Source organism: Nocardioides albertanoniae, assembly GCF_006716315.1.
Lineage (GTDB): Bacteria > Actinomycetota > Actinomycetes > Propionibacteriales > Nocardioidaceae > Nocardioides > Nocardioides albertanoniae.
This window is the reverse complement of record NZ_VFOV01000001.1, coordinates 1,523,461-1,548,780: the sequence shown is the minus strand read 5'-3', so window position 1 is coordinate 1,548,780 and position 25,320 is coordinate 1,523,461. Positions and strand designations below refer to the sequence as shown.

Sequence of the window (25,320 nt, the reverse complement as noted above, 5' to 3'; positions counted from 1 at the left end):
GCGTTCGAGGTCGGACAGACAGATATGGAGCGCAGGAACCTCTCGGGATGAACCCCACCACCAGGGAGAACATCATGAGGAAGTTCACCAGCACAGTGCTCGCCGGAGTCGCGGCCGGCGCACTCGCCATCGCGACCATCGCGGCGATGTCCCAGCCCGCCCAGGCTGCGGCCGGCACCTACACTCCACACGGCGGACCCCTCGTCACCCTCAGCGGCCACGACGTCACGTTCACCCATGTGGAGTCCGGCTTCAGCTTCACGTGTCCGCAGCTCGACATGTCGGGCAGCCTGTTCGACCCGAGTCAGAGCAGACCTTTCGGCACACCCGCCACCACCTGGGACGACCTCACGACCAGCGGGTGCACCTCGTCGATGGGCGGCGACGTCACGGTCGACCTGACCGGCACCTGGGGCTTTGCGGTCACCGGGGCCGAGGTCGGCTCGGTCTCCCCCGCCGCCATCACCGACGCGGCGATGTTCGTCGGGGCGGGCGGCTGCTCGTTCAGCGTTGCCGGCGACATCGCCGGCACCTTCGACGACGCCACCGGCGCCTTCACCCCCGACGGGTCGACGCAGATCATCTCCGACGACCCCGCTGGCTTCCTGTGTCCGATCCTCGGGATCACGCAGGGCCAAGCCATGGATGTCGACGGCAGCTGGACCATCACCGGACTGACGATCACCAATCCGTGACCGATCAGTGCTGCCGCGCTGCGTACCTCTCCTCATGGATCACCTTCGAGAGCGCAGAGCGGTGGCGCCAGCCGAAGCGTTCCAGGTCGGGCACCTCTGGCACGCCCTCGACCTGGCCGACGCAGAGCCAGGCGACGGGGCGTACGTGGTCGGGCAGGCCGACCAGGTCGCGGAGGAACTCCTCGCGCGGGCAGCGACCGTGGCTCAGCCGCGGCGACCGACGCGCTCGGCGAAGGCGTCGAGCGCGTCGATGACTTCGTTGGCGAGCCACACCCGGTTGCGCTGGCCGCTGCCCACGCGCGTGAGGATCTTGGCGTCTTCCAGCTGCTCGACCGCCCGCTGAGCCGCAGACATCGCTGCACCTGTCGCCGCCTCGACGTAGGCGACGTTCACGGCCGGTTGGTTGAGCAGATGCGGCAGGAGCCGTCGTGCGGCTGATCCACGGCGGGAGGGAAGGCGCTCCCCCCAGCCGTCGTATACCCGCTCCAGATCGTCAACCAGGTGGCGACCGTTGCGGATGGCGCGGAAGGAGGCGTTGACGAACTGCCTGACGATCGGCTCGACATCGCCGCTGCGGTAGGCCGTCAACGCCTCGAAGTACGCCGACGTGTCGGTCAGCAGACCGGCCGAGACCGGCACTGTCAGGCGGTGCGTCACATCGGCGTGACGCAGCATCGCATGCACAAGGGTGCGACCGACACGTCCGTTGCCGTCGTTGAAAGGGTGGATCGTCTCGAACTGTGCGTGCGCGATCGCGCACTGGACCAGGACCGGAAGGTCCACCCTTCTCACGAAGGCGATCAAGTCATCCATGCTTGCCGGCACCCGCGTGTGGTGAGGGGGAACGAAGGACGCCGTGTGCGGGCTCACGGCGTTGCTGCCGATCCATACCTGAGAGGTGCGAAATCGTCCGGGCGCGGCGTACTCGTGTCCTGCGAGAAGTGCGTCGTGGGCGGCGAGGATCGAGTCGACGCTGATGTCGTCGGCGAGCGCAACCGCTCGCTGCATCGCAAGGACGTTGGCCGTGACGAGCTGGGCGTTCGGACCACTCTTCGCCTCGATCGAAGCGAGCGCCAGGGCCCGGGCACCGGCGGTGACACCCTCGATCTGCGAAGACGACGCCGACTCGGTGCGCAAGAGCACCGAGGCCAGCGGAGCCAGCTCCGTCGCAGCGTCGTCTCCCTCACCGAGAGAGCGCCGCTCAGCAAGCGCGGTCACCTGGGCATCGAACCGAGTGATCTCCCGCACGGCATCTTCAGCCTCAGCCTGGATCTCCGCACCGACCGCCGGGATCAGATCCTCGATCCGAGCAGGAACGGCAGCTTGGTAAGGACCACGGGCAGACAACCGCTGGCGTCGAGACGCAGAACGGTCCGGCTCGCCCTGCCACTCGCGGGGCTCCGTCGCGATGGCGAAACCTGCTGGAAAGTGGTCCACAGCCCCATCTTACGCCACTTTATGGCATAAAGTGGCGTAAGGATGGCCTTCGCGCCTCGATCCGATCGCCTACCCGAATCTCTCCTCGTGCACCACCGTTGACAGCGCGGAGCGGTGGCGCCAGCCGAAGCGTTCCAGGTCGGGCACCTCGGGGAGGTCTGCGACGGGGCCGACGCAGAGCCAGGCGACGGGGCGTACGTGGTCGGGCAGGCCGACCAGGTCGCGCAGGAACTCCTCGCGGTAGAAGCTGACCCAGCCGACGCCGAGGCCTTCGGCGGTGGCGGCGAGCCAGAGGTTCTGGATGGCGAGCACGGTGGAGTAGAGGCCGGCGTCGGCGATGGCGTGGCGGCCGAGCACCTGGGACCCGCCGCGGGTCGGGTCGTAGCCGACGACCACGCCGAGCCCCGACTCGCAGATCCCCTCGATCTTGATCTTCGAGAACGTCTCCGACCGCTCCCCTTCGAGGGAGGAGGCGAAGACGTCGCGCTCGGTGGCGACGTGCTCGCGGAACGTACGCAGCGTCTCGGTCGAGCGCACCAGCACGAAGTCCCACGGCTGGGTCATGCCGACGCTCGGGGCGGCGTGGGCGGCGGAGAGCACTCGCTCGAGCACGTCGGGGTCGACCGGCTCGCCGGTGAACTCGGCGCGGGTGTCGCGGCGGCGGTTGATCGCGTCGTAGAGGTCCATCAGTTGTTCGCCCCGCTGCGGTCGCGGTGGGCGGCATAGAGCCACGATTCCCCACCGTCGGTGTCGACCGCGGTCAGGGCGCGGCCGACGAGAATGACGGCGGCCTGCCGCAGGCCGGCCTCCTCGACCAGGTCGGCGATGGTCGCGACCGTGCCGCGCAGCACGAGCTCGCCCGGCTGGCTGGCGCGGAAGACGACCACGACCGGGCAGTCGGCGCCATACTCCGGCTCGATCTCGCTCATCAGGCCACGGATGCGGGTGATCGCCAGATGGAGCACGAGGGTGGCACGGGTCGCCGCGAACGCGGCCAGCGACTCGGTCTCCGGCATCGCCGAGGAGCGCGCCTGGGTGCGGGTCAGCACCACCGACTGGCTCACCAGCGGCACGGTCAGCTCGGAGCCGACCTTCGCCGCCGCGGCCGCGTAGGCAGGCACGCCCGGGGTCACCTCCCAGGTGACCCCCGCCGCCGCCAGCCGCCGGGTCTGCTCGAAGAGCGCGGAGTAGACCGAGGGGTCACCCGAGGTGAGGCGTACAACCTGCTTCTCCGCGCTCGCCGCGGCCACGATCGTCGCGGTGATCTCGTCGAGGTCGAGGCCCTGGGTGTCGACCAGCTCGGCCTCGGGGCTGCAGTGCGTGAGCACCTCGGGGTCGAGGTAGGTGCCGGGGTAGAGCACCACGTCTGCGGCCGCGAGCAGCCGCGTCGCGCGCACGGTGAGGAGGTCTGCCGCGCCGGGGCCGGCGCCGACGAAGTGGACGGTCGGCTGGGCTGTCATCGCACATACCTCGGCGTCCAGACCTGCCCGGCCTCGGTGACCCGGGTCGAGCTCGCCCCCACGATGACCAGGCACTTCATGTCGATCGTGGCCGGATCGAGGTCGCCGAGGGTGGTCACGGTCAGCGACTCCTCCGCGCGGCCGATGTCGCGGCCGACGATGACGACGGTGTCGGGCTTGCGCTGCTCGAGGAGTACGTCGCGGGCGGTCGCGATCTGCTCGGTGCGCGAGCGCGAGGCGGGGTTGTAGATCGCCAGCACGAGATCGGCCGCGGCCACCGCGCGCAGCCGCTCCTCGACCACGGCCCACGGCTTGAGCCGGTCGGAGAGCGACATCACCGCGAAGTCGGCACCGACCGGGGCGCCGGCGCGGGCGGCCACCGCCTGCACGGCGCTGACGCCGGGCAGCACGTGGATGCGTACGCCGGCATAGGCCGGGTCCTCGGCGGCCTCGAACACGGCCGAGGCCATCCCGAAGACCCCCGCGTCGCCGCCGGAGACGACCGCGACCTTCTCCCCCGCCTTCGCGAGGTCGAGCGCGTGCCGGGCCCGGTCGACCTCGACGGTGTTGCCCGAGGCGTGCCGCTGCAGGCCTTCGCGCTGGGGCACGCGGTTGACGTAGGGGGCGTAGCCGATGACGTGGTTGACCTCGGCCAGAGCCTGGCTGACCTCGGGGGTCAGCCAGGCGTCGGGGCCGGGGCCGAGTCCGACGACGAGCAGCTCGCCGCTCGCCCGCTGGTCGAGCCCGGCGAGCGCCAGCGAGCCGGTGTCGAGACCAACACGGTCCCCTCCGGCGCTCGATTCGACCGTGTTGGTCTCGAGCCGGAGTCGTTCGTCCCTCACGACTCCGGCTCGACCAGCGGGGGGCTGGGAGTCGCCGGGAAGGACGATGAGCGAGAAGTAGGGCACCGAGTCCGGATCCACATCAGCCACCGGGAGCCAGCGCTCCTCGGGCTGCGAGGCGCGCTCGACGTACCAGGCGCCGTCGAGCCGCCCAGCAGCAGCCAACGCGGAGCGTACGGCCGGGAAGGTGCGGCCGAGCTTCATGATGATCGCGGCCTCGGTGTCGGCCAGGCGGCGGGCGAGCTCGGGCTCGGGCAGGGTGCCTGGGAGCACGGTGAGCACGTCGGTCTGGCGCACCAGAGGCGTGGACACCGCGGCGGTCGCGGCTGCGAAGGCGGGCACACCGGGCACCACCGACGTCGAGTAGATCTCCTTGAAGCGGTCGTGGAGATACATCGAGGAGCCGTAGAAGAGCGGGTCGCCCTCGGCGAGCAGCACGACGTCGCGGCCGGCGTCGAGATGGGCGGAGAGCCGCACGGCGCACGACTCGTAGAACTCGGCCATCGCGCCGACATAGCCGCCGGGGTGGGAGGTGGTGCCGGTGGTGACCGGGTAGCGCAGCTCCTCCTCGATCGCGTCGGCGGGGATCAGCTCGGAGGCGATGCGGCGGGCGTGCGACTGCTTGCTCACGCCGGCGTGGTAGGCCACCACCGGGGCGGCGCCGATCAGCCGGGCGGCCTTGAGGGTGATCAGCTCGGGGTCGCCGGGGCCGATGCCGACGACGGTGAAGCTCCCACGGGTCGCGCTGGTCATTCCTGCTCCTGGGCGAGTGCGTTGAGGGCGGAGGAGGTCATCGCCGAGCCGCCGCGGCGTCCGCGCACGGTGACGAAGGGGATGTCGATGCCGTGGTCGTCGGCGAAGGAGGCGAGCGCCTCCTTCGACTCCGCCGCACCGATGAAGCCCACCGGGCAACCGACGATGGCGGCCGGGCGCGGGCCGCCGTCGAGGATCATCTCGAAGAGGTGGAACAGCGCCGTCGGGGCGTTGCCGATGGCGACCACGGCACCCTCCAGATAGGGCTCCCACAGGGAGAGCGCGGCGGCCGTGCGGGTGGTGCCCCACTCGCGGGCCAGCGCCGGCACCCGGTCGTCGCCGAGCATGCAGAGCACCTCGTTGTCGCGCGGCAGCCGGCTGCGGGTGACCCCGGTGGCGACCATGGTCGCGTCGCACAGGATCGGCGCACCGGCCTCCAGCGCACCCCGGGCGGCCTTCACGAGATCGGGGTGGATGACCAGGTCAGCGGCCAGATCGACCTGCCCGCTGCCGTGGATCATCCGCACCGCGAGCCGCTCGGCGTCGGCCGGCACCGCGGAGAGGTCGGCCTCGCGCCGGATGGTCGCGAAGGAGTCGACGTAGATCGCCGGCCCCTGGTCGATGTAGTCGTAGCGCCGGGTCGGCCGTGCCTTCGGCGCCGGCACGAGTACGCCGCGCCACGGTGTCACCACGACCTCCGGCGACCTCTCGGCCAGCGCCTCGATCGCGGCCCGGTCGAGGGTGCCATCGGGCGCGGCGACATGCTCTCCCCCGGGCACCTCGCCGAAGTCGAGCTCGGCGGCCGGTGCGGGCACCCGCGGGTCGGCCACGAACGGCTCGATCAGGGCGGAGTCGAGCTCGGGTTCGAGCTCGGAGACGTGCCAGGGCGCGGACGGGCCCTCGCCGCGTACGTCCAGGAAGTCGGAGGCGAGCGCGGCGATCCGCGAGGCGGCCTCGACCAGCGGCACGACCGGCCCCCACGAGTCACCGACCCGCAGCTGCCCCTCGGTGGCCGAGAGCGCCACCACGCCCAGGTCGCACTCGCGCGAGACCAGGTCGCCGCGACCGTCGTCGAGCACGAACAGGAACCGGCCCGGCAGCGCCGCCAACCGCGGCGAGGCACACAGCAGCCGGTCGAGGGTGGCGGCCACACCGCGCAGGTCGGCCCGGCCCCCGGACAACCCCGTCTGCGGGGAGACCATCACGTTGCGTACGAGCTCGTGGCTCTGCGCCGGCACCAGACCGGTCGCCTCCAGCGCGGTCAGCACCTCGCCGGGCAGCGCACCGTCGGCCGACGGCAGCCCGCGCACCTGCAGGTTGGCGCGGCCGGTGAGATGCACCTGCCCGTCGCCGTAGGTCTCAGCCACCTCGACCAGAGCGCGCAGCGACGCCGTGGAGACCGCGCCGCCGATCAGACGCAGCCGCACCAGCAGGCCGTCGTCGGCGGGCCAGGGGCGGCCGACTCCCGGGCAACGGTCGGTTCGGACTCGCGACATCAGGGGCACCTGCTCCGTGTCATGTGCCCGATTTTCGTGTTGCAGCGCGGGGCACGTGGTGACCTGGCGACGGATGTCACCAGAGCCAGCAGGTCTTCGGACTCGGAATCGATCGGTGCGGAGCGCCTTCCCGGAGCCAGGCTCCAGTGGCTGCCCTTGCCGCTGAGGTCTCAGCAGAAGCGCGTGCCCCGCCCGTCATCCTCACCGCTGCGCGTCAGTCCCGGACTCTCACCGGGTTCCCTGACCCCATCACCGATGGAGCACGACTGGCAGGGGCGAGACTACCCGGCCTCGGGAGCCTGCGACCGCTCGGCCCGGACCGCGGCCAGCTCCTCGCGTACGGCGGTGAGGTCGTCGCGCATCGAGGTGAGCAGCGTCATCATCTCCGCATCGGACTCCTCCTCGTGCTCGGCGAGGCTCTCCACGCTCTCCATGCCGGAGACGACCACGGCGAGGAAGAGGTTGAGCACGGCGAAGGTCATCACCAGGATGAAGACGACGAAGAAGACCCACGCCGTCGGGTCCTCGGCCATGACCGTGCGGGCGATGTCGGGCCAGGCCTCGCCGGTCATCGTCTGGAAGAGCGTGAACGCACTGGTGCCGAGGTCGCCGAAGTATTCCGGCGCGATCTCGCCGTAGAGGTTGGTCGAGATGACCACCGCGACATACATCATCAGCACCAGCAGCCCCGCGACCGCGCCCATGCCCGGCATCGCGTTGATCAGCCCGTCGACCACGCGGCGCATCGACGGCACCGAGTTGACCAGCCGCAGCACCCGCAGGATGCGCAGCGCGCGCAGCACCGAGAGCGGCCCCGTCGCCGGCACCAGCGCGATCGCGACGATCACGGTGTCGAAGACGTTCCACGGGTCGAGGAAGAACCTCGGGCCGTACGCCACCAGGCGCAGCAGCAGCTCGACGACGAAGACCGCCAGCAGCAGGCTGTCGAAGAGGGCCAGCTCGTGGGCCAGATGCTCCGGCACCATCGTCTCCACGCCGAGCACCACGGCGTTGAGGATGATCACCCCGATGATGATCTTCTGGAATCGCTCGTCGTCGACCAGCGTACGCACCCGGGTGCGCACCGAGATGTTGCCCGACATCGTTCGCCCGTGCTCCTGCCGCCTGTGACCTGTTGCCGTTGCTGCTGTGGTCGTTGCTGTTGCTGTGACCGCGCCGGAGCCTATCGGTGCCGAGTCGGCTCGTTCTCACCAGATCCCCCGCCGAGTCGGCTCGTCATAACGAGCCGACTCGGCGGGTCTAGGTGGTGGCCAGGTGCACGGCGAGGCCGAGGCCGGCCAGGCCGACCAGCCAGCGCAGCGGGCGCTCGGGGGCGACACGCACGATGGCGGGGCCGAGGAAACCGCCGAGCACGGCGCCGGATCCGAGGGCGAGCGCCGCAGGCCAGTCGACCGGGGCGAAGAAGAGATAGGCGATGGCCGCAGTGCCGTTGGCGACACCGGTCGCGATGTTCTTGACCGCGTTGGTGATCGCGATCGCCTCGGCGCGCTCGAGCGCGAGAGCGGCGAGCGCGATGATGCCGACGCCGGCGCCGAAATACCCGCCATAGATGCCGAGCACGAACACGATCGCTCCCCAGCCGAACGCCCGGACCGACGTACGCCGCCCATCGCCGCCCAGCGCCCCCGGTCGCGGCCGCTCGGCCGCCCGCGAAGCGGCCCAGGTCCGGATCCGGTCGCGAAGCAGCAGGAGCACCGAGCCGGAGCCGACGAGCCAGGGCACCACCGCCTCGAAAGCCTCGGCCGGGGTGGTGAGAAGCAGGGCAGCGCCCACCGCACCGCCGAGGAACGAGGCCAGCGCCAGCCAGCCGATCCTTCTGCCCTGGCCGCGCAGCTCGCGGTGCGAGCCCGCGACGGCACCGCCGGTGACGCCGAACATCGCCACCGTGTTGGTCACGTTCGCGATCACCGGCGGCAGGCCCGCGGCGAGCAATGACGGATAGCTCACCAGTGAGGCCAGGCCCGCGACCGAGCCGGTCAGCCCGGCCCCGACGCCGGCGAGCAGGAGCCAGGCGACCTCGGCGCTCACCGGATCGGGGGCGCGGTCAACGGACCAGGCAGGGGCGTTTGGGGTCGAAGGTCCATCCAGGCACCAGATACTGCATCGCGACGCCGTCGTCGCGGGTGCCGAGGCCGTGCTCGAGGTAGAGCTCGTGGGCGGCGGCGAGGCGGTCGCGGTCGAGGCGTACGCCCAGGCCTGGCGTGGTCGGCACCTCGATGGCGCCGTCGCGGATCTGCAGAGGGGCCTCGGTCAGGCCCTGGCCGTCCTGCCAGATCCAGTGGGTGTCGAGGGCGGTGATCTCCCCCGGCGCGGCGGCGCCGACCTGGGTGAACATGGCCAGCGAGACGTCGAAGTGGTTGTTGGAGTGGGAGCCCCAGGTGAGCCCGAAGTCGTGGCACAGCTGAGCGACGCGTACGGATCCGGACATGGTCCAGAAGTGCGGGTCTGCGAGAGGGATGTCGACGGCGTCGGTGCGGATCGCGTGGGCGAGCTGGCGCCAGTCGGTGGCGATCATGTTGGTCGCCGTGCGCAGCCCGGTGGCGCGCTTGAACTCGGCCATGACCTCGCGGCCCGAGTAACCGCCCTCGGCGCCGCACGGGTCCTCGGCGTAGGCGAGCACGTCGTCCTTGCCCTCGAGGAGGCGGATCGCGTCGGCCAGCGGCCAGCCGCCGTTGGGGTCGAGGGTGATCCGGGCGTCGGGGAAGCGCTCGTGGAGCGCGGTGACCGCGGCCACCTCCTCCTCTCCGGGGAGCACGCCGCCCTTGAGCTTGAAGTCGTGGAAGCCGTAGCGGGCCTGGGCGGCCTCGGCGAGGCGTACGACGGCCTCGGGGGTCAGCGCGACCTCTCGGCGGAGGCGTTCCCACTCGTCGGCAGCCGCGGGCTCTCGGAGGTAGGGCAGGTCGGTCCGGCCCGGGTCGCCGACGTAGAAGAGGTAGCCGAGCATCGGCACGGAGTCGCGCTGCTGCCCCTCCCCGAGCAGCTCGGCGACCGGCACACCTTGGGCCTGACCTGCGAGATCGAGGAGCGCCGACTCGAGCGCGGTGACGGCGTGCACGGTCGTACGCAGGTCGAAGGTCTGGGCGCCACGGCCGCCGGCATCGCGGTCGGCGAAGCGCGTGGAGACCTGCCGCAGGAGGCTGCGGTAGCGGGTGACGGGCCGGCCGACGAGGAGCTCGGCGGCCTCCTCGATGGTGCGGCGGATCGGCTCGCCGCCGGGCACCTCGCCCACGCCCTCGCGACCCTCGGAGTCGGTGAGGATCGCGATGTTGCGGGTGAAGAACGGGGCGTGCGCGCCGCTGAGGTTGAGCAGCATCGAGTCGTGGCCCGCGACCGGGACGACCTCGACCTTGCTGATGGTGGGCGCAGCGTTCGAGGTGCTCATGGCAGCTGCAGCTCGCCGTCGATACGGCGGGCGAGGTGCCACGGGTTGTCGTCGCGCACGGCCTCGGGGAGGATCGCGGCCGGCACGTCCTGGTAGGCGACCGGGCGCTGGAACCGCTCGATCGCGAGGCTGCCGACAGAGGTGGTCAGCGAGTTGGAGGTGGCCGGGAACGGGCCTCCGTGCACCATCGCGTGGCCGACCTCGACGCCCGTGGGCCAGCCGTTGAAGAGGATGCGGCCGGCCTTGAGCTCGAGCGCGGAGACGACCTGCGCGGCGGCCTCGTTGTCGGCGTCGGTGGCGTGCACGGTCGCGGTGAGCTGACCCTCGAGGGAGTCGAGGCTGGGCAGCAGCTCGTCGATCGAGTCGTAGCGCACCACGACGCCGGAGGCGCCGAAGACCTCGTCGGTCACGCCGGCGAGGCGGGCGGCCTCGACGAGCTGGGGTGCGGGGGCGTCGGTGTCGCCGGCGGTGCCCTGGCCGACGACGGAGACGCCGTCGGTGGAGCGCAGCTTCTCGGTGCCTGCCTCGTAGGCCTGCGCGATCCCCTCGGTGAGCATGGTCGCGCCGACGGCCTCGGCGGTGGCCCGGCCGGCTGCGGCAAGGAAGGCGTCGCCCGCCTCGCTCCTCGGCAGGAAGAGCAGGCCGGGGTTGGTGCAGAACTGGCCGGAGCCGAGGGTCAGCGAGCCGACGTACGCCGTGGCGAGGGCATCCGTGTCGCCCGTCGCGAGGGCGCCGGGGAGGATGACGACGGGGTTGATCGACGACATCTCGGCGTAGACCGGGATCGGCTCGGGGCGAGCCGCCGCGGCCGCGGCGATCGCGAGGCCGCCGCCGCGGGAGCCGGTGAAGCCGACGGCCTTGATCCGCGGGTCGGTCACCAGGCTCTGGCCGAGCTCGATGCCGGTCTGCGGGCCGGCCGCGGGGTCGGTGTCGAGGAGGAAGGAGAAGGTGCCGGCGTGCAGGCCGGCCTTCTCGACGGCGCGGGTGACGGCCTGGGCGACCAGGTAGCCGGTGAGCGGGTGGGCCGGGTGGCCCTTGACGACCACCGGGCAGCCGGCGGCGAGCGCGGAGACGGTGTCTCCGCCCGCCGTGGAGAAGGCGAGCGGGAAGTTGCTGGCGCCGAAGACGGCGACCGGGCCGAGCGGGATCTGACGCTGGCGGATGTCTGCGCGCGGGAGCGGGGTGCGCTCGGGGAGCGCGGGATCGATGCGTACGCCGAGATGGTCGCCCCGGCGTACAACGCCGGCGAACATCTTCAGCTGGCCGGTGGTGCGGCCGACCTCGCCGCTGATCCGGCCCTCGGGCAGGTGCGACTCGGCGACTGCCGCCTCCACGATCTCGGCGCGCGCCGCCTCGATCTCGGCGGCGACGGCGTCGAGGAAGTCGGCCCGTGCCTCGGGGGATGTGGCGCGGAAGCCGGCGAAGGCCTCGGTCGCGGCGCTGGTCGCGGCGGCGACATCGGCCTGCGCGGAGTCCGCGCCGGCGATGATCGAGCGGTAGGGCATGCCCTGTCCTTTCGGGTCGTTCTCGGTCACGGCGTGGTCAGGAGATCCGGGCGATCAGGTCGCTCAGCTCGGCGAGCTCGTCGTCACGCAGGTCGGTCAGCGGAGGTCGTACGGGGCCGGCGGGCCGGCCGATCGCGGCCAGGCCGGCCTTGACGATCGAGACGGCATAGCCGGCCGTACGGTCGCGGATGTCGAGGTAGGGGATCACGAACTCGTTGAGGCGACGGTAGACCTCGTCGCGGTCCTGGGCGCGTACGGCGTCGTAGAACTCGATCGCCCACTGGGGTGCGAAGTTGAACAGGGCCGAGGAGTAGGTGCTCACGCCGAGCTGGAGCAGCGGCAGCGCGAACGTCTCGGCCGTCGGGAGGCCGCCGACGTAGGTGAGCCGGTCGCCGACGCGGGCGTAGATGCGCGTCATCTGCTCGATGTTGCCGACGCCGTCCTTGAAGCCGATCAGTGTGGGGTTGCGCTCGGCGAGCTCGGCCACCGCATCGTCGCGGAGCACCGCGTTGGCGCGGCTGTAGACGATCACGCCGAGGCCGGTCGCCTCGCACACCCGGCTCGCGTGCTCGACCAGACCTGCCTGACCCGCCTCGGTGAGATAGGGCGGCATCAGCAGCAGCCCGTCGGCACCCGCCGCCTCCGCCGCCTTCGCCTGCGCGATCGCATTTGCGGTGCTGCCCGTCGCCGGCGCCAGCACCGGGACCGCTCCGGCGACCTCGTCGACCGCTGCCCGGACGACCCTGTCGGTCTCCTCCGGGCTCAGCGAGAAGCCCTCCCCCGTGCCACCGGCCGCGAACAGCCCCGCCACCGGATACTCCGCCAGCCAGCTCAGGTGCTTGCGGTAGCCCTCCTCGTCGAACTGGAGATCATCGGTGAAATGGGTGACAGGGAACGAGAGGAGCCCGCTCTTCAGCTGGGCGGCCAGGTCGGTCGGGCTGTACTCGGTCACGAGTCACGTCCTTCAGTCTTGTCAGGCAAGGTGGTGCCATCACGGTAGGAACGTTCTGTGATGCCTGTCCAAGGCCGAATTTGAATCTCGTGATGCGTTGGGGGCATCAAGGGGGTTGCTTCTTGGGGGATGTGGTTCGGGGTGGTGTGTGCCGCCGACCCTTTCCTTGACGGTCTTCTCGATCTGGTCCGGCGTCAAGGACGGCCTGCGGCCGCCGGCTTCGCCGGCCGCTTCGCGGTCCTGGACTCCGGACCAGATCGAGAAAAGATTTGGCTGATTATCGGGGCGGCGGCACCAGTGTGGCCGGGAGGCTTAACTGTTGGCTCGCTGCCGCGAAAAGGTGGTTTGACCTGGGAGAATAGGTGGCGTTACTGGTCAGTAAAGAGTAAAATGGAGGGTATCCGAAGGCGCCTTTGAGAGGAGGTCAGCAATGAGCGTCTAGAACCACGTCGACCACTGGGGAACCAGCCCCGGCGACCCGGTTGCGACTGCTCTCGCTGCCGTCGAAACCTCCCTCGGTGACCTGCTCGCGATGGACCCTGCCTACTGGCGCACCAGTCAGAAGAAGGACGTCCTCGCACGGCTCGAAACCTTGAAAGCACAGCAAGCTGCGCTCGAGCTGCGGGTGCTCGCCTCGGCCGGTGACATCGCCGCTGAGGCCGGCGACAAGGATGCCTCCGCTTGGATGCGAGCCGAGCTGTTCGTCGACAAGTCGGCCGCCCGTGCGCAGCTCAAGCTCGCGGCCGCCGTGTCCAAGCACGAGCTGCTCGCAGCCGGCCTCGCCGATGGCGTGGTCTCCCGTGACAAAGCCCGCGCCATCAGCAAGGCCCTGAACGCAATCGAGACCAACCCCGCCGCAAGCACCGAAGACCTGCTGCTCGCCGAGAAGCTCCTGGTCGACTACGCCACCCGTCTGACTGCCAACGAGCTGCGGATTGTTGGGAAGCGGATCCTGGTCGAGATCGACCCGGCCCGATTCGAAGACGCCGAAGCCAAAGCCCTCCTCGCCGAAGAAGAACGCGCTCAGCAAAAGACCGCACTCCGTGTTTGGGACAACCACGACGGCACCGTTGGCTTCGACGGTGTCCTGCCGGTCGCGCTGGGGATGAGGTTCAAGACCCATGTCGAGGCCTGGGCACAACCACGTAAGCAACAACTCGTCGAGAAGGGTGCCCCGTTGCCGCCGTGGGAGCGGCTGATGGGACAGGGCTTCGCCCGCCTGCTCGAGACCATCGACCCCGACGCCCTGCCCCGCCACGGCGGCGACGCAACCACCATCAACGTCGTGATCTCACTCGATGCCCTCCGCAAGGAGCTCGGCACCGCCATCCTGGGGTCTGACGAGGCGAACGGCACCACGATCAGCGCCACCGAGGCCCGAAAGATGGCCTGCAACGCGACGATCATCCCCTGGGTCCTCGGCACCGACGGCCAGGTTCTCGATGCGGGCCGTTCGAGCAGGTTCTTCCAGCCCATTCAGCGCAAAGCACTCCGGTTGCAGCAGAAGTGCTGCCAAGCCGAGGGCTGTGACATGCCACCAGAGTGGTGCGACGCCCACCACCTGACACCGTGGTCGCTCGGCGGGAAGACAGACCTGAAAGACGGGATCCTGCTGTGTCCCCATCACCATCGCCTGGCGCACGCCCCCGGTTTCACGCACGAACGGTTACCCGACGGCACGGTCCGGTTCACCCGACGCCCCTGAGTCGGGCGGTCCGCTTGTGAGCGATTCACAAAGCGTCATCGTCTAGTACAGCGCCCCGCGACCACCCCTGCGGGCAGCTAGACCTGCCCCCATTCTCGACCCGGCACTCAACCCGAATGTGGCGTGCCAGACCCCTGCCGCCGACCCGATAGACAGCCAAAATTTCTCGGCGGTGCCCGGTGTCAAGGATCGCCGAAGGCGACCGGCGAAGCCGGCGGCCGCAGGCCGTCCTTTACTCCGGGTGCCGGCGTGAACACCCTCCGCGTACGGGTCGGCGGCAAACACCGACACCGCAGCAACAAGCCCGCAGCCCAAGCACAGCAACGCCGATTCACCCCAAGGCCCCTCAGCACCCCAACTAACGGTTCATCTCGACGATCACATCCAGCACCCTCCGTACGACCGGACTCACCGAACCACGCGCCCAGATCGCGTGGAGCTCGACGGGACGTTCGGGGTCTTTGTCGAGGCGCGTGTCGCCGCCGCCGTGCTCGAGGGGACGGAGGACGACGTCTTCGACGTGGAGGGAGGCGGCGGAGGCGGGGACGAAGCCGATGCCTCGGTCGGCGGAGACGAGGAGCATGGCGGTGAGCACCTGGTGGACTCGCTGCTCGATGCGGGGGTGGGCGTTGGCGAGGAAACGCACGGTGAGCTCGTGGAAGTAGCGCGACTGCTGCGGGTGGTAGCCGATGACGACCTGGCCCTCGAAGTCTTGCGGCGTCAGGGGGCGGTCGAGCTCGGCGAGCGGGTGGTCGTGCGGGAGCACGGCCATCAGGGGCTCGCGGGAGACGACGCGGGAGGAGAGCAGCTCGGTGTCGAAGGGCGGTCGGGCGAGGCCGATGTCGAGCTCGCCGTGGCGGATGCCGTCGACCTGGGCGAGGGTGACCCGCTCGGAGAGGCGCACCTCCACGTCGGGGAGCTCGGCGGTGAGCCGGCGCAGCAGCGGGCCGAGGAGCGAGATCGCCGAGACCGCGGTGAAGCCGAGCCGGACCATCCCGGCGGCACCGGCATCGACACGGCGGGCCAGGTCGCCGGCGCTCTCGACCAGGTTGAGCATCCGGTAGGCCTCGTCGAGGAAGGCCGCGCCGGCGCCGGTCAGGGCGACCCGGCGGTTGTCGCGTTCGAGGAGCTGGGCGCCGACGGCCTTCTCCAGCTTCTGGATCTGGCGGGAGAGCGGAGGCTGCGTCATCCGCAGCCGCTCTGCTGCGCGGCCGAAGTGGAGCTCCTCGGCGACCGCTACGAACGAACGCACCTGGTCGAGCGTGATCATCCGGCCACAGTAGACGACGATGCGCCAGGTGGAACACTCCATGCTGAAACGGCCTTGGACCGGTATCGACAAGGCTCCTAGTGTCGGGGGTCACACGACGCCGCGTCCTCATCATGTCGAGCGAGCGCGGCCACCAGGACCAAGGAGCAACGATGCGCACGACCACTCCCCTTCTCGTCGCGACCGCCGGCGTCGCGGCTCTGGCCCTCTCGGCCTGCGGCGTCTCCAACACTGCGGGCGGCAGCAGCGGCGAGGAGAAGTACCCGTCCGGCAACGTCGAGATGTACGTCGGAGCCTCCCCCGGCGGGTCGAGCGACCTGATCAGCCGCGCGGTCTCCAAGGGCCTCTCCGACGAGCTCGGTGCCTCCTTCCCGGTCATCAACCAGGAGGGCGCCAACGGTGCGCTCGCCGCCAACAAGGTCTCCAAGGCCAAGGCCGACGGCCAGACCATCGCGATCCAGAACGCCTCCCTCTTCGCGATCACCCCGCTCGCGGTCAGCAAGGACGAGGTGACCGATCTCGACGACTTCGACGTCATCAAAGGTGTCTCCCGCGACGACTACGTCATGGTCACCGGCCCCAAGAGCGGCATCACCTCGCTCGACGACATCAAGAAGGCGAAGAAGAAGCTGACCTACGGCACCACGGGCGTCGGCACCGGCGCCCAGGTCTCCTGCGGCCTGACGTACGCCTCGGCCGGAGCCGACGCCGAGGCGGTGCCGTTCGACGGCGGCGCCCCGGCCCTGACGGCCGTGCTCGGCAACCAGGTCGACACCGCCTGCCTCCAGGTCGGCGAGGCGATCGAGAACATCGAGTCGGGCAAGCTGACTCCGCTGAGCGTCTTCGGCCCCGAGCGGGTGGAATACCTGCCGGACGTGCCGACCGCCCAGGAGCAGGGTCTCGACGTGGAGGTCGCGCAGTATCGCTTCATGACCGTGCCGAAGGGCACCCCGGACGAGGTCAAGGACACCGTCACCGAAGCGATGGAGGCGACGTTCGAGACCAAGGCCTACCAGGACTTCAACAAGCAGAACAGCCTGACGCCGATGGAGCTCTCCGGCGACGAGGTGGTCGACCAGCTCGAGAAGGACAGGAAGCGGTTCGCCGACCTGGTCGAGAAGTACGACCTCGACCTCGGCGCCAGCTGACCCCCGCTGACCCGCGCACGCGAGCGTACGAAGGACGACAGGATGACGATGAGCGACGAACGCACCCCTACGCCTGATCCCGGCACCGATGACACCGAAGGCCAGGACATCCTGGCCGAGATCCGGGCCGAGGTGGCCCACGACCTGGAGGACGAACGCCCTCCGGCGGGTGGCCCGGCGTACCAGATCGTGGGTGCGCTCGTCGCTCTCGTCGTCGGTATCGGTGGCGCGGTGCTCGCCTACGGCTACGGCCTCGGCTCGCCGCGCCAGCCTGGCCCTGGCCTGTGGCCGTTCGTGGTCAGCATGGCCATCACCCTGCTGGCGCTCGGGCTGCTCATGGTCGGCCGCAACCTGAGCGACAGCGAGGCGTTCACCCGCTCCAGCATGCTGCCCGTGGTCGGGCTGGCCACCTTCGTCGGCCTCGGCGTGCTGATGCCCGCGGTCGGCTTCGAGATCCCGTCGCTGCTGCTGTGCGTGATCTGGCTGAGGTGGCTCGGCGGCGAGTCCTGGCGCAGCACGATCATCACCTCCGTGGTCACTGTCGCCGCGTTCTACTTCCTGTTCCTCTACGGGCTGCGCATCCCGCTGCCCCACCTGTTCTGAGCGGATCCCCCATGGACGTCAACGCATTCCTCGACGGCTTCTCGCTCGTCACCGAACCCCAGAATCTGCTCTACTGCCTGGTCGGCGTGCTGATCGGCATGCTCATCGGCGTGCTCCCCGGGCTCGGTCCGGCGGCCACGATCGCGATCCTGCTGCCGATCACCTACAGCATCGACCCGGTCTCGGCGATCATCATGCTGGCCGGCATCTACTACGGCGCGCAGTACGGCGGCACCATCACCTCCGTGCTGCTCCGGCTCCCGGGCGAGGCATCCTCGGTGGTCACGGTCTTCGACGGCTTCGCCCTCGCGAAACAGGGCCGCGCCGGCACCGCGCTCGGGGTGGCCGCGATCGGCTCCTTCGTCGGCGCGACCGTCTCGATCCTCGGCCTCACCCTGCTCGCCCCGCTGATCGCCGGCTGGGCGCTCGACTTCGGCCCGCCGGAGTACGCCGCGCTGGCACTCCTCGGCGTGCTGTTGGTCGCGACCATCGGCAACGGCAACAAGCTCAAGGCCATGGTCGCCGCCGCCGTCGGCCTGCTGCTGGCCACGATCGGCCGCGACAGCTTCAGCGGCGCCGAGCGGTTCACCTTCGGCAACCTGCAGCTGACCGACGGCATCGACTTCGTGGTCGTCGCGATGGGTCTCTTCGGCGTCGGCGAGATCCTCTACAACCTCGAGGAGCGCCACGGGAAGCCGCACGTTCCTGCCGCGGTGGCCAACATCTGGCCCTCTCGCAAGGACCTCAAGCAGTCCTCGGGCGCCATCGGCCGTGGCTCGGTGATCGGCTTCGTGCTGGGCGTGCTGCCCGGAGGCGGCGCCGTGATGGCCTCGCTGTCGGCGTACGCGGCGGAGAAGCGGATCTCGAAGCACCCCGAGCGCTTCGGGCGCGGTGCGGTCGAAGGCGTCGCCGCCCCCGAGACCGCCAACAACGCGGCCGCCACCTCCTCCTTCATCCCGCTGCTGACCCTCGGCATCCCGGCCAACGCGTCGATGGCGATGCTCTTCGGCGCCCTGCTCATCCTGGGCATCTCGCCCGGGCCGCAGCTGGTCGAGGAGCGCCCCGACCTGTTCTGGGGCGTCATCAACTCGATGTACATCGGCAACCTGATCCTGCTCGCGCTCAGCATCCCGCTGGTCGGCATCTTCGTGCGGATCCTGCGGGTGCGTCCGGCGATCCTGGCGCCGATCACCGCGCTGATCACGATCCTGGGTGTCTACACGATCAACAACTCCGTCTTCGACATCTTCGTGATGATCGTCTTCGGCCTGATCGGCTACCTGATGAAGAAGACCGGTTTCGAGCCCGGCCCGCTGGTGCTCGCCTTCGTGCTGGGCTCGATCGTGGAGTCCAGCGTGCGGCGCTCGATGCTGATCTTCGACGGCGACCCCTCCGGCTTCTTCACCCGGCCCATCTCGGGCACGATCATGGCCGCCTTCGTCCTGGTCGCGCTCTGGCCCGCGCTCAAGGCCTACCTCGCCCGCCGCCGGACGGCCACCGGGGCCGACTCCGATCACGACTCCGACAGCGACTCCGAGGTCAAGGTATGACGATCAACCGCATCTCCCGTGTCGTCCTCACCCCCGTCGCCTTCGCCGACCCGCCACTGCTCAACGTGGTCGGCGTGCACCAGCCGTGGGCCCTGCGCGCGATCCTCGAGCTGCATACCGACTCCGGCCTGGTCGGGCTCGGCGAGACCTACGCCGACGAGACCCATCTCGCCCGGCTCGAGGCGGTCGCCGACGTGCTGCCCGGCCACGACCCCTATGACACCCATGGTCTCTACCGGCTCGTCGCCGACGTGCTCGGCAAGGAGACCGGCGGGGCCGGCGCATCCTTCGGCGGCATGCTCGACGTCGACTCGGCCGTCGACACCGTCTACTCCCCGTTCGAGGTCGCCTGCCTCGACCTGGTCGCCCGCGAGGCCGACCGGCCGGTGAGCGACCTGCTCGGCGGCGCCGTGCGCGACCGGGTGCCGTTCAGCGGCTACCTGTTCTACAAGTGGGCGGGCCATCCGGGCTCCACCGACAACGGGCCCGACGAGTGGGGCGAGGCCCTGAACCCCGACCAGATCGTCGCCCAGGCGAAGCGGATGGTCGACGGCTGGGGCTTCGGCTCGCTCAAGCTGAAGGGTGGGGTGTTCCCGCCCGAGGAGGAGTGCGCGGCGATCGAGGCACTGCGTACGGCCTTCCCCGGGCTGCCGCTGCGGCTCGACCCCAACGGCGCCTGGACGCCGGAGACATCGATCAGGGTGGCCGAGCGCCTGGCCGGGGTCGTGGAGTATCTCGAGGACCCCACCCCCGGGATCGACGCGATGGCGCGGGTCGCGGCCAGCACCGACGTGCCGTTGGCGACCAACATGTGCGTGATCGCCTTCGAGCATCTCGCGCCGGCGGTCGCGGCCGACGCCGTGCAGATCGTGCTCTCCGACCATCACCTGTGGGGTGGTCTGCGCCGCTCGGCGCTGCTGGCCGGCATCACCGAGACCTTCGGGATGGGCCTCTCGATGCACAGCAACTCCCATCTCGGCGTCTCGCTGGCCGCGATGGTCCACCTCGCCGCCGCCACCCCCAACCTGACCTACGCCTGCGACACCCACTACCCGTGGAAGACCTGTTCGGGAATGGCCCAGGACGTCGTACGCCCCGGGGTGCTCGACTTCACCGACGGCTCCGTCGCGGTGCCGACCGGGCCCGGGCTGGGCGTGGAGCTCGATCGGGACCTGCTCGGCGAGCTGCACGAGCGCTACCTCAGCTGCGGCGTCCGCCGCCGTGAGGACACGGTCTACATGCGCTCGGTGGTGCCCGACTTCACTCCGAACACCGCACGCTGGTGACCTCGGGGCGCTCGCTGCGCTCGCCCGGCGTCGATGCCCTCACGGTATTGCCTGATGCGATATGTGGCTTGGACACGAATCGCACATCCTGACAGTCTCCTGTGATCGGGGCCACATTCGGCCCCGCCCACGGAACTTCGCCTGGCAGGAGCAGACCCCGTGACCCAGACCGAGCCGGACCCGACCGGGACAGTGCCGGTCGTCGGGTATGCCTACCCCTGGGACGTGATCGGCGATCCCACGTTCGTCGACCGGGCGCGAGCCCTCGGGGTCTCGAAGGTCGCCCTCGCGGCGGCGTACCACACCACCCGCGCCGCGACCCCGCTCCATCCGGAGCACCGGATCGTCGAGGCCCGCAGCGCCGCGCTCTACCGCCCGGTGCGCATCGAGGCCTGGAACGGAGCTCGGTTGGTGCCGGCGGCTGCCGACTGGGTCCGCGAGAACGGCGCTGCGTTGGCCGACCCCTTCGGCGAGGCCGCGGGGATCATCAGCGGCGCCGGCATCGAGGTGGCCGCGTGGATCGTGCTGACCCACTCCAGCCGCCTCGGCCAGGACCACCCCAAGCTCGCGGTGCGCAACTGCTTCGACGAGCCCTACCCCTATGCCCTGTGCGCACGCCACGACGACGTGCGGCGCTACGCCGAGACGCTGGCGGCCGAGGCCGTGCGCGGCACCCCGGCCTCGACGGTGATCCTCGAGGCGTGCGGTCAGCTCGGGTTCGCCCACGGTGGCCACCACGAGAAGACCGACGGCGCCTACGACGCCGCCACCCAGCAGCTGCTCTCGATCTGCTGCTGCGACGGCTGCCGCGCGGACTGGGCCGCGCGCGGGCTCGATGCGGAGGCCACCGTCGCCGCCCTCCGCGCCGCGACCGGCGGCGACGAGATGCCCACGGCGACCCTCGCCACGATCCTCGCCTCGCGCCACGACGCCGCCGACCAGCTCCGCCACGGGGTGATCGCGGCCGTGCGCGAGGTCTCCCCCGATGTCGACATCGCCCTCCACGCCCAGCCCGACCCCTGGGCCACCGGCGCCAACCCGGGCCTCACCCCGACCGCGCCCGACGACGTCGACGTGGTGATCGCCGCCTGCTGGCCGACGACCGAGGCCTCGGTGGAGACCGGGCGCCGGCTGGCCGACACGGTCGCCGGCCGCGCGGTCGCCGCGGCGTACGTCACCGTCCTACCGCCCACCGGCGACGACGCCTTCGCGGCCCATCTCGACTCGCTGGTCGGCGCCGGCATCGGTGAGCTGCACCTCTACCACCTCGGTCTCGCCGGCCCCGACCGGCAGCACCTGCTCGCCGAGGCCACCAGAACACCTCAGAGGAGGGTGGGATGACCCGCACGCTCAAGCGCGCCTGGCGCGCCCTCGACACGACCTTCGAGGCATTCAGCCTGCTGTGCCTGACCGCGACCCTGCTGATCGTGCTGTGGCAGGTGTTCAGCCGCGAGCTGCTCAGCAGCTCGCCCAGCTGGAGCGAGGAGAGCGCACGGATCCTGCTGGTCTGGATCGGCTTCCTCGGCGCCACGATCGGCTTCCGGGAGGGCGCCCACATCGCGGTCACCTTCGTCGTCGACAGGTTCCCGGCGACGTTCCGGTCGGGGATCGGCCGCCTGGTCCAGCTGCTCGTGCTCGGCTTCGGCATCTACCTGATCGTCCAGGGCACCAGCTTCGTGATCGATGCCCGGCACGCCACCCTGCCCGGCACCGGACTGCCGCGCAGCGTCCCCTACCTGATGATGCCGGTCACCGGCGTCATGCTCACGCTCTACACCCTCCTCCAGGCCTTCGGCATCAGCACCCAGCGGTACGCCGAGCCCGAGGATGCGACCGAGACCGACTGAGCCACCGAAAGATAGCTGGAGCCCATGCCTGTCGATCCACTTGCCATCGCCATCCTGCTGGGCGGCTTCGCGGCCCTCGTCCTCCTCCGGATCCCGGTCGCCCTGGCGCTCGCCCTGGCGGCCATCGCCGAGGCGATCTACCTCGGCATCCCGCTGACCACGGTCGGCCAGCGGATGGTCGCCGGCCTCGACACCTTCGCCCTGCTGGCCATCCCGTTCTTCATCCTCGGCGGCGAGATCATGGGCGCCGGCGGCATCTCCCGGCGGCTGATCGCACTGGCCGGCCTGCTCGTGGGCTGGGTGCGCGGCGGGCTCGGGATGGTCAACATCGGCGCCTCGACGTTCTTCGGTGCGCTGTCCGGCTCGTCGGTCGCCGACGTCTCCGCGATCGGCTCGGTGACCATCCCGATGATGAAGAAGCGGGGCTACGACACCGACTACGCGGTCGCGGTCACCGTCTCCGGGGCCACTCAGGCGGTGATGATCCCGCCGAGCCACAACCTGATCATCTACTCGATGGCCGCCGGCGGCGTCTCGATCGGTGCCCTGTTCACCGCCGGCATCCTGCCCGGGATCCTGCTCGGCGCGGCGCTCATGGTGATGGCCTACGTGCTGGCGGTCAGGCGTGGCTACCCCAAGGAGGAGCTGGTCCCGCTCAAGGACGTCCCCAAGATCGTCGCCGACGGGCTGCTCAGCCTGCTGATGCCGGTGATCATCCTGGGCGGCATCCTCAGCGGCGTCTTCACCGCGACCGAGTCGGCGGCGATCGCCTGCCTGTACGCCTTCGTGCTGACCTTCTTCGTCTACCGCGACCTGCCGATCAAGGCGATGGTCCCGATCCTGCAGAGCGCCCTGCGCACCCTCGGCGTGGTGCTGTTCATCATCGCGGCGGCCGGTGCCTTCGGCTACTTCCTGGCCTTCCTGCAGGTGCCGGCGCTGGCCACCGACGCGCTGCTGGGCATCTCCGACAACATCGTCGTGCTGCTGCTGCTGGTCAACCTGCTGCTGCTCGTGCTCGGGGCGATCATGGACATGGCGCCGCTGATCGTGATCATGACGCCGATCCTGCTGCCGGTCGCCACCGGCATCGGCATGGACCCGGTGCAGTTCGGGATCATGCTCGTCTTCAACCTCGCCATCGGCCTGATCACCCCGCCGGTCGGCAACGTCCTCTTCGTCGGCTGTGCCATCGGACGTACGTCCATCGAGAAGGTCATCAGGACCGTCGGCCTCTTCCTCGTCCCGATGCTCATCGTCCTGCTGCTGATCACGTACGTCCCGTTCTTCTCGCTCGCGCTCCCCGACGCCCTGGGCCAGTGACGCGCCACGTAGTAGTCACCATCGAAAGGAACCCCGATGAACACCACCCTCACACCCGGTAGATCCCTCTACGGACCGGTCGACCGCCGTACGTTGTTCAAGGCCGGCGCCTTCGGCGCCGCTGCCGTCGCCGGCGGGATCGCGCTCAGCGCCTGCGGCGCCGGTGCCGGCGCCGGCGGCGGGAAGACCACCTTCCGGCTGGCCGAGACGCACCCCGACGACTACCCGACCACGCTGGGCGACAAGAAGTTCGCCGAGCTGGTCGAGAAGTACAGCGACGGCCGGATCAAGATCCAGGTCTTCGCCAACGCCCAGCTCGGCGAGGAGTCCGACGCGATCGAGCAGGTGCAGATGGGTGCGATCGAGATGACCCGGATCAGCTCGGCGCCGATGAGCGAGTTCGTCACCTCGATGGGCCTGTTCAGCCTGCCCTACCTCTTCGACGACGCCGACCACCTGTGGCGCTTCCTGGAGAGCGAGAGCGGCAAGAAGCTGCTCGGCGAGCTCGACGGCGCCGGCTTCAAGGGGCTCGGCTACTTCGACCCCGGCGCCCGCAGCTTCTACACCACCAAGAAGGTCGTCAAGACTCCCGCGGACATCAAGGGCCTCAAGTTCCGCATCCAGGAGTCGCAGGTGCAGATCGACTTCATCAAGGCGCTGGGCGGCTCGCCCACCCCGATGGACTACGGCGAGGTCTACAGCTCGCTGCAGAGCGGACTGCTCGACGGTGCCGAGAACAACGAGCCGTCCTACTACTCCGCCTCCCACTTCGAGGTCGCGAAGAACTTCACGCTCGACCAGCACATGCGGGTCGCCGAGCTCCTCGTGGTCAACAAGGACGTCTGGGCCGGGCTGCCCACCGAGGACCAGGAGATCCTGCAGAAGGCTGCCGACGAGGCGGTGCCGTTCCAGCGGGAGAAGTGGGACGCGCAGGTGACCACCGACCTGAAGAAGCTCCGTGCCGAAGGAGTCAACGTGACCGAGATCGACGACCTCGGCCCGTGGCGCGAGGCGACCGCGTCGGTCATCGAGAAGCACGGAGCCGAGCTCGGCGACTATCTCGACGTCGTCGAAGAGCTTCGTACGGCCTGACGCCCAGCCCTCGACACAGCCCTCGACTCAGCCCTAGATCCAGCCCCGAACCGGAAGGAACCATGACCGACACCCACGCCCAGACCGTCCTCATCACCGGTGCCAACGGCGGCGTCGGCCGCCTGATGCGCCCGCGCCTGGCCCGTGCGGGCCGCACGCTGCGGCTGCTCGACGTCGTACGCCCCGAGCCGGCCGCCGCGGGCGAGGCCGTCGAGATCGTCGAGGCGTCGGTGACCGACGAGGTCGCGATGCGCGAGGCCTGTGCCGGCGTGGACGCGATCATCCACCTCGGCGGGATCAGCGTCGAGGCTCCGTGGGCCGACATCCTCGCCGTCAACATCGACGGCACCCGGGTGGTGCTGGAGGCAGCCCGGGACGCCGGGGTGCCTCGGGTCGTGCTGGCCTCGAGCAACCACGCGGTCGGTTTCTACGGCATGGACGACGCCTTCGACGGTGACCTGCCGGCCGATCGCCTCCCCCGGCCCGACACCTACTACGGGGTCAGCAAGGTCGCGATGGAGGGGCTCGGCAGCCTGTTCCACGACCGCTACGGGATCGACGTCACCTGCCTGCGGATCGGCTCCTGCTTCGAGAAGCCGTGGGACCGCCGCTCGCTGTGGACCTGGATGTCGCCCGCCGACGGCGCCCGACTCTTCGAGGCCTGCCTGTCCGAAGCGGACGGTGGCGAGGCTCGCGAGCCCGGCTTCCGGATCGTGTGGGGCATCTCCCGCAACACACGGAGCTGGTGGTCGCTGGCGGCCGGCGAGGCGATCGGCTATCACCCGCAGGACGACTCCGAGGTCTATGCCGCGGAGCTGCTCGGCGACGCGGTCGACGACGAACCGCAGGGCCTCGAGGAACGGCTGGCCGGTGGAAAGTTCTGCCTCACCCCGCTGGGACAGCACATGAAGTAGCCGCTGCCCCGTGCTTTCGCGATCTGACTGACCGGTCAGTCA

At 70.2% G+C, this 25,320-nt stretch carries 22 protein-coding genes, 1 pseudogene and 1 riboswitch; of the genes and pseudogenes, 11 read left to right on the top strand and 12 right to left on the bottom strand.

Features of this window, described 5'->3' with window-relative positions; translation table 11 throughout:
- Positions 1 to 74: 74 nt before the first annotated feature.
- On the top strand, positions 75 to 695 hold the full coding sequence (locus FB381_RS07390; RefSeq protein ID WP_141779694.1) for a hypothetical protein: 621 nt from the start codon (positions 75 to 77) through the stop codon (positions 693 to 695).
- A gap of 204 nt (positions 696 to 899) precedes the next feature.
- Here the strand turns inward: FB381_RS07390 and FB381_RS07380 are convergent, their stop codons facing one another.
- The 11 genes and pseudogenes from FB381_RS07380 to kdgD form a co-directional block, all read right to left on the bottom strand.
- Positions 900 to 1,838 carry a Fic family protein gene (locus FB381_RS07380; protein ID WP_211352350.1) on the bottom strand — a complete coding sequence of 313 codons (939 nt, stop codon included), beginning with the start codon at positions 1,836 to 1,838 and terminating at the stop codon, positions 900 to 902.
- Between the two features lie 363 nt (positions 1,839 to 2,201).
- Positions 2,202 to 2,819, bottom strand: a complete 618-nt coding sequence (gene bluB / locus FB381_RS07375; RefSeq protein ID WP_141779692.1) for a 5,6-dimethylbenzimidazole synthase — start codon at positions 2,817 to 2,819, stop codon at positions 2,202 to 2,204.
- Complete coding sequence (gene cobM, locus FB381_RS07370; protein ID WP_141779691.1) at positions 2,819 to 3,592, bottom strand: precorrin-4 C(11)-methyltransferase; 774 nt, start codon at positions 3,590 to 3,592, stop codon at positions 2,819 to 2,821. Before cobM ends, bluB begins: the two co-directional genes overlap by 1 nt.
- Positions 3,589 to 5,187 carry a precorrin-3B C(17)-methyltransferase gene (cobJ, locus tag FB381_RS07365; protein ID WP_141779690.1) on the bottom strand — a complete coding sequence of 533 codons (1,599 nt, stop codon included), beginning with the start codon at positions 5,185 to 5,187 and terminating at the stop codon, positions 3,589 to 3,591. Before cobJ ends, cobM begins: the two co-directional genes overlap by 4 nt.
- On the bottom strand, positions 5,184 to 5,792 hold the full coding sequence (locus FB381_RS24080; protein WP_246088306.1) for a precorrin-8X methylmutase: 609 nt from the start codon (positions 5,790 to 5,792) through the stop codon (positions 5,184 to 5,186). The genes cobJ and FB381_RS24080 overlap by 4 nt, the downstream gene beginning before the upstream one ends.
- A 693-nt stretch (positions 5,793 to 6,485) precedes the next feature.
- Positions 6,486 to 6,683, bottom strand: a pseudogene (locus tag FB381_RS24230) (nitrite reductase); the annotation flags it as partial.
- Between the two features lie 70 nt (positions 6,684 to 6,753).
- Positions 6,754 to 6,969: riboswitch (cobalamin riboswitch) on the bottom strand.
- A complete protein-coding gene (locus FB381_RS07355; RefSeq protein WP_141779688.1) occupies positions 6,965 to 7,786 on the bottom strand; it encodes an ion transporter in 822 nt (273 codons plus the stop codon). (Overlaps the previous riboswitch by 5 nt.)
- Before the next feature lie 157 nt (positions 7,787 to 7,943).
- Entirely contained in the window at positions 7,944 to 8,732 is a 789-nt protein-coding gene (locus FB381_RS07350) for a sulfite exporter TauE/SafE family protein (protein WP_141779687.1), read from the bottom strand.
- Positions 8,733 to 8,748: 16 nt separating this feature from the next.
- Positions 8,749 to 10,086 carry an enolase C-terminal domain-like protein gene (locus FB381_RS07345; RefSeq protein WP_141779686.1) on the bottom strand — a complete coding sequence of 446 codons (1,338 nt, stop codon included), beginning with the start codon at positions 10,084 to 10,086 and terminating at the stop codon, positions 8,749 to 8,751.
- Positions 10,083 to 11,621, bottom strand: coding sequence for an aldehyde dehydrogenase (NADP(+)) (locus FB381_RS07340; RefSeq protein WP_246088001.1), 1,539 nt, complete (start codon positions 11,619 to 11,621; stop codon positions 10,083 to 10,085). The genes FB381_RS07345 and FB381_RS07340 overlap by 4 nt, the downstream gene beginning before the upstream one ends.
- Before the next feature lie 7 nt (positions 11,622 to 11,628).
- Positions 11,629 to 12,543, bottom strand: coding sequence for a 5-dehydro-4-deoxyglucarate dehydratase (gene kdgD / locus FB381_RS07335; protein ID WP_141779685.1), 915 nt, complete (start codon positions 12,541 to 12,543; stop codon positions 11,629 to 11,631).
- A gap of 532 nt (positions 12,544 to 13,075) precedes the next feature.
- Here kdgD and FB381_RS07330 point away from each other — a divergent pair.
- Positions 13,076 to 14,248: an HNH endonuclease signature motif containing protein gene (locus FB381_RS07330; RefSeq protein WP_246088000.1), complete on the top strand. Its 1,173-nt coding sequence runs from the start codon at positions 13,076 to 13,078 to the stop codon at positions 14,246 to 14,248.
- A gap of 358 nt (positions 14,249 to 14,606) precedes the next feature.
- Here the strand turns inward: FB381_RS07330 and FB381_RS07325 are convergent, their stop codons facing one another.
- Positions 14,607 to 15,560, bottom strand: coding sequence for a LysR family transcriptional regulator (locus tag FB381_RS07325; RefSeq protein WP_246087999.1), 954 nt, complete (start codon positions 15,558 to 15,560; stop codon positions 14,607 to 14,609).
- 110 nt (positions 15,561 to 15,670) lie between these two features.
- Between FB381_RS07325 and FB381_RS07320 the strand changes: the two genes are divergently transcribed.
- The 9 genes from FB381_RS07320 to FB381_RS07280 all read left to right on the top strand — a co-directional run bounded on the left by FB381_RS07320 (position 15,671) and on the right by FB381_RS07280 (position 25,278).
- Positions 15,671 to 16,666, top strand: a complete 996-nt coding sequence (locus FB381_RS07320) for a Bug family tripartite tricarboxylate transporter substrate binding protein (protein ID WP_141779684.1) — start codon at positions 15,671 to 15,673, stop codon at positions 16,664 to 16,666.
- Between the two features lie 48 nt (positions 16,667 to 16,714).
- Positions 16,715 to 17,269 carry a tripartite tricarboxylate transporter TctB family protein gene (locus FB381_RS07315; RefSeq protein WP_246087998.1) on the top strand — a complete coding sequence of 185 codons (555 nt, stop codon included), beginning with the start codon at positions 16,715 to 16,717 and terminating at the stop codon, positions 17,267 to 17,269.
- Between the two features lie 11 nt (positions 17,270 to 17,280).
- Entirely contained in the window at positions 17,281 to 18,819 is a 1,539-nt protein-coding gene (locus FB381_RS07310; protein WP_141779682.1) for a tripartite tricarboxylate transporter permease, read from the top strand.
- Positions 18,816 to 20,105, top strand: coding sequence for a glucarate dehydratase family protein (locus FB381_RS07305; protein WP_141779681.1), 1,290 nt, complete (start codon positions 18,816 to 18,818; stop codon positions 20,103 to 20,105). The genes FB381_RS07310 and FB381_RS07305 overlap by 4 nt, the downstream gene beginning before the upstream one ends.
- A 159-nt stretch (positions 20,106 to 20,264) precedes the next feature.
- Positions 20,265 to 21,446 (top strand): hypothetical protein, encoded by a 1,182-nt coding sequence (locus FB381_RS07300; RefSeq protein ID WP_141779680.1) that lies wholly within the window; start codon positions 20,265 to 20,267, stop codon positions 21,444 to 21,446.
- Positions 21,443 to 21,952: a TRAP transporter small permease gene (locus FB381_RS07295; RefSeq protein WP_141779679.1), complete on the top strand. Its 510-nt coding sequence runs from the start codon at positions 21,443 to 21,445 to the stop codon at positions 21,950 to 21,952. The genes FB381_RS07300 and FB381_RS07295 overlap by 4 nt, the downstream gene beginning before the upstream one ends.
- Before the next feature lie 24 nt (positions 21,953 to 21,976).
- Complete coding sequence (locus FB381_RS07290; RefSeq protein ID WP_141779678.1) at positions 21,977 to 23,272, top strand: TRAP transporter large permease; 1,296 nt, start codon at positions 21,977 to 21,979, stop codon at positions 23,270 to 23,272.
- Positions 23,273 to 23,308: 36 nt separating this feature from the next.
- A complete protein-coding gene (locus tag FB381_RS07285; protein WP_141779677.1) occupies positions 23,309 to 24,364 on the top strand; it encodes a TRAP transporter substrate-binding protein in 1,056 nt (351 codons plus the stop codon).
- A 62-nt stretch (positions 24,365 to 24,426) separates the two neighbouring features.
- Positions 24,427 to 25,278, top strand: a complete 852-nt coding sequence (locus FB381_RS07280; protein ID WP_141779676.1) for an NAD-dependent epimerase/dehydratase family protein — start codon at positions 24,427 to 24,429, stop codon at positions 25,276 to 25,278.
- The last annotated feature ends 42 nt before the right edge of the window (positions 25,279 to 25,320 follow it).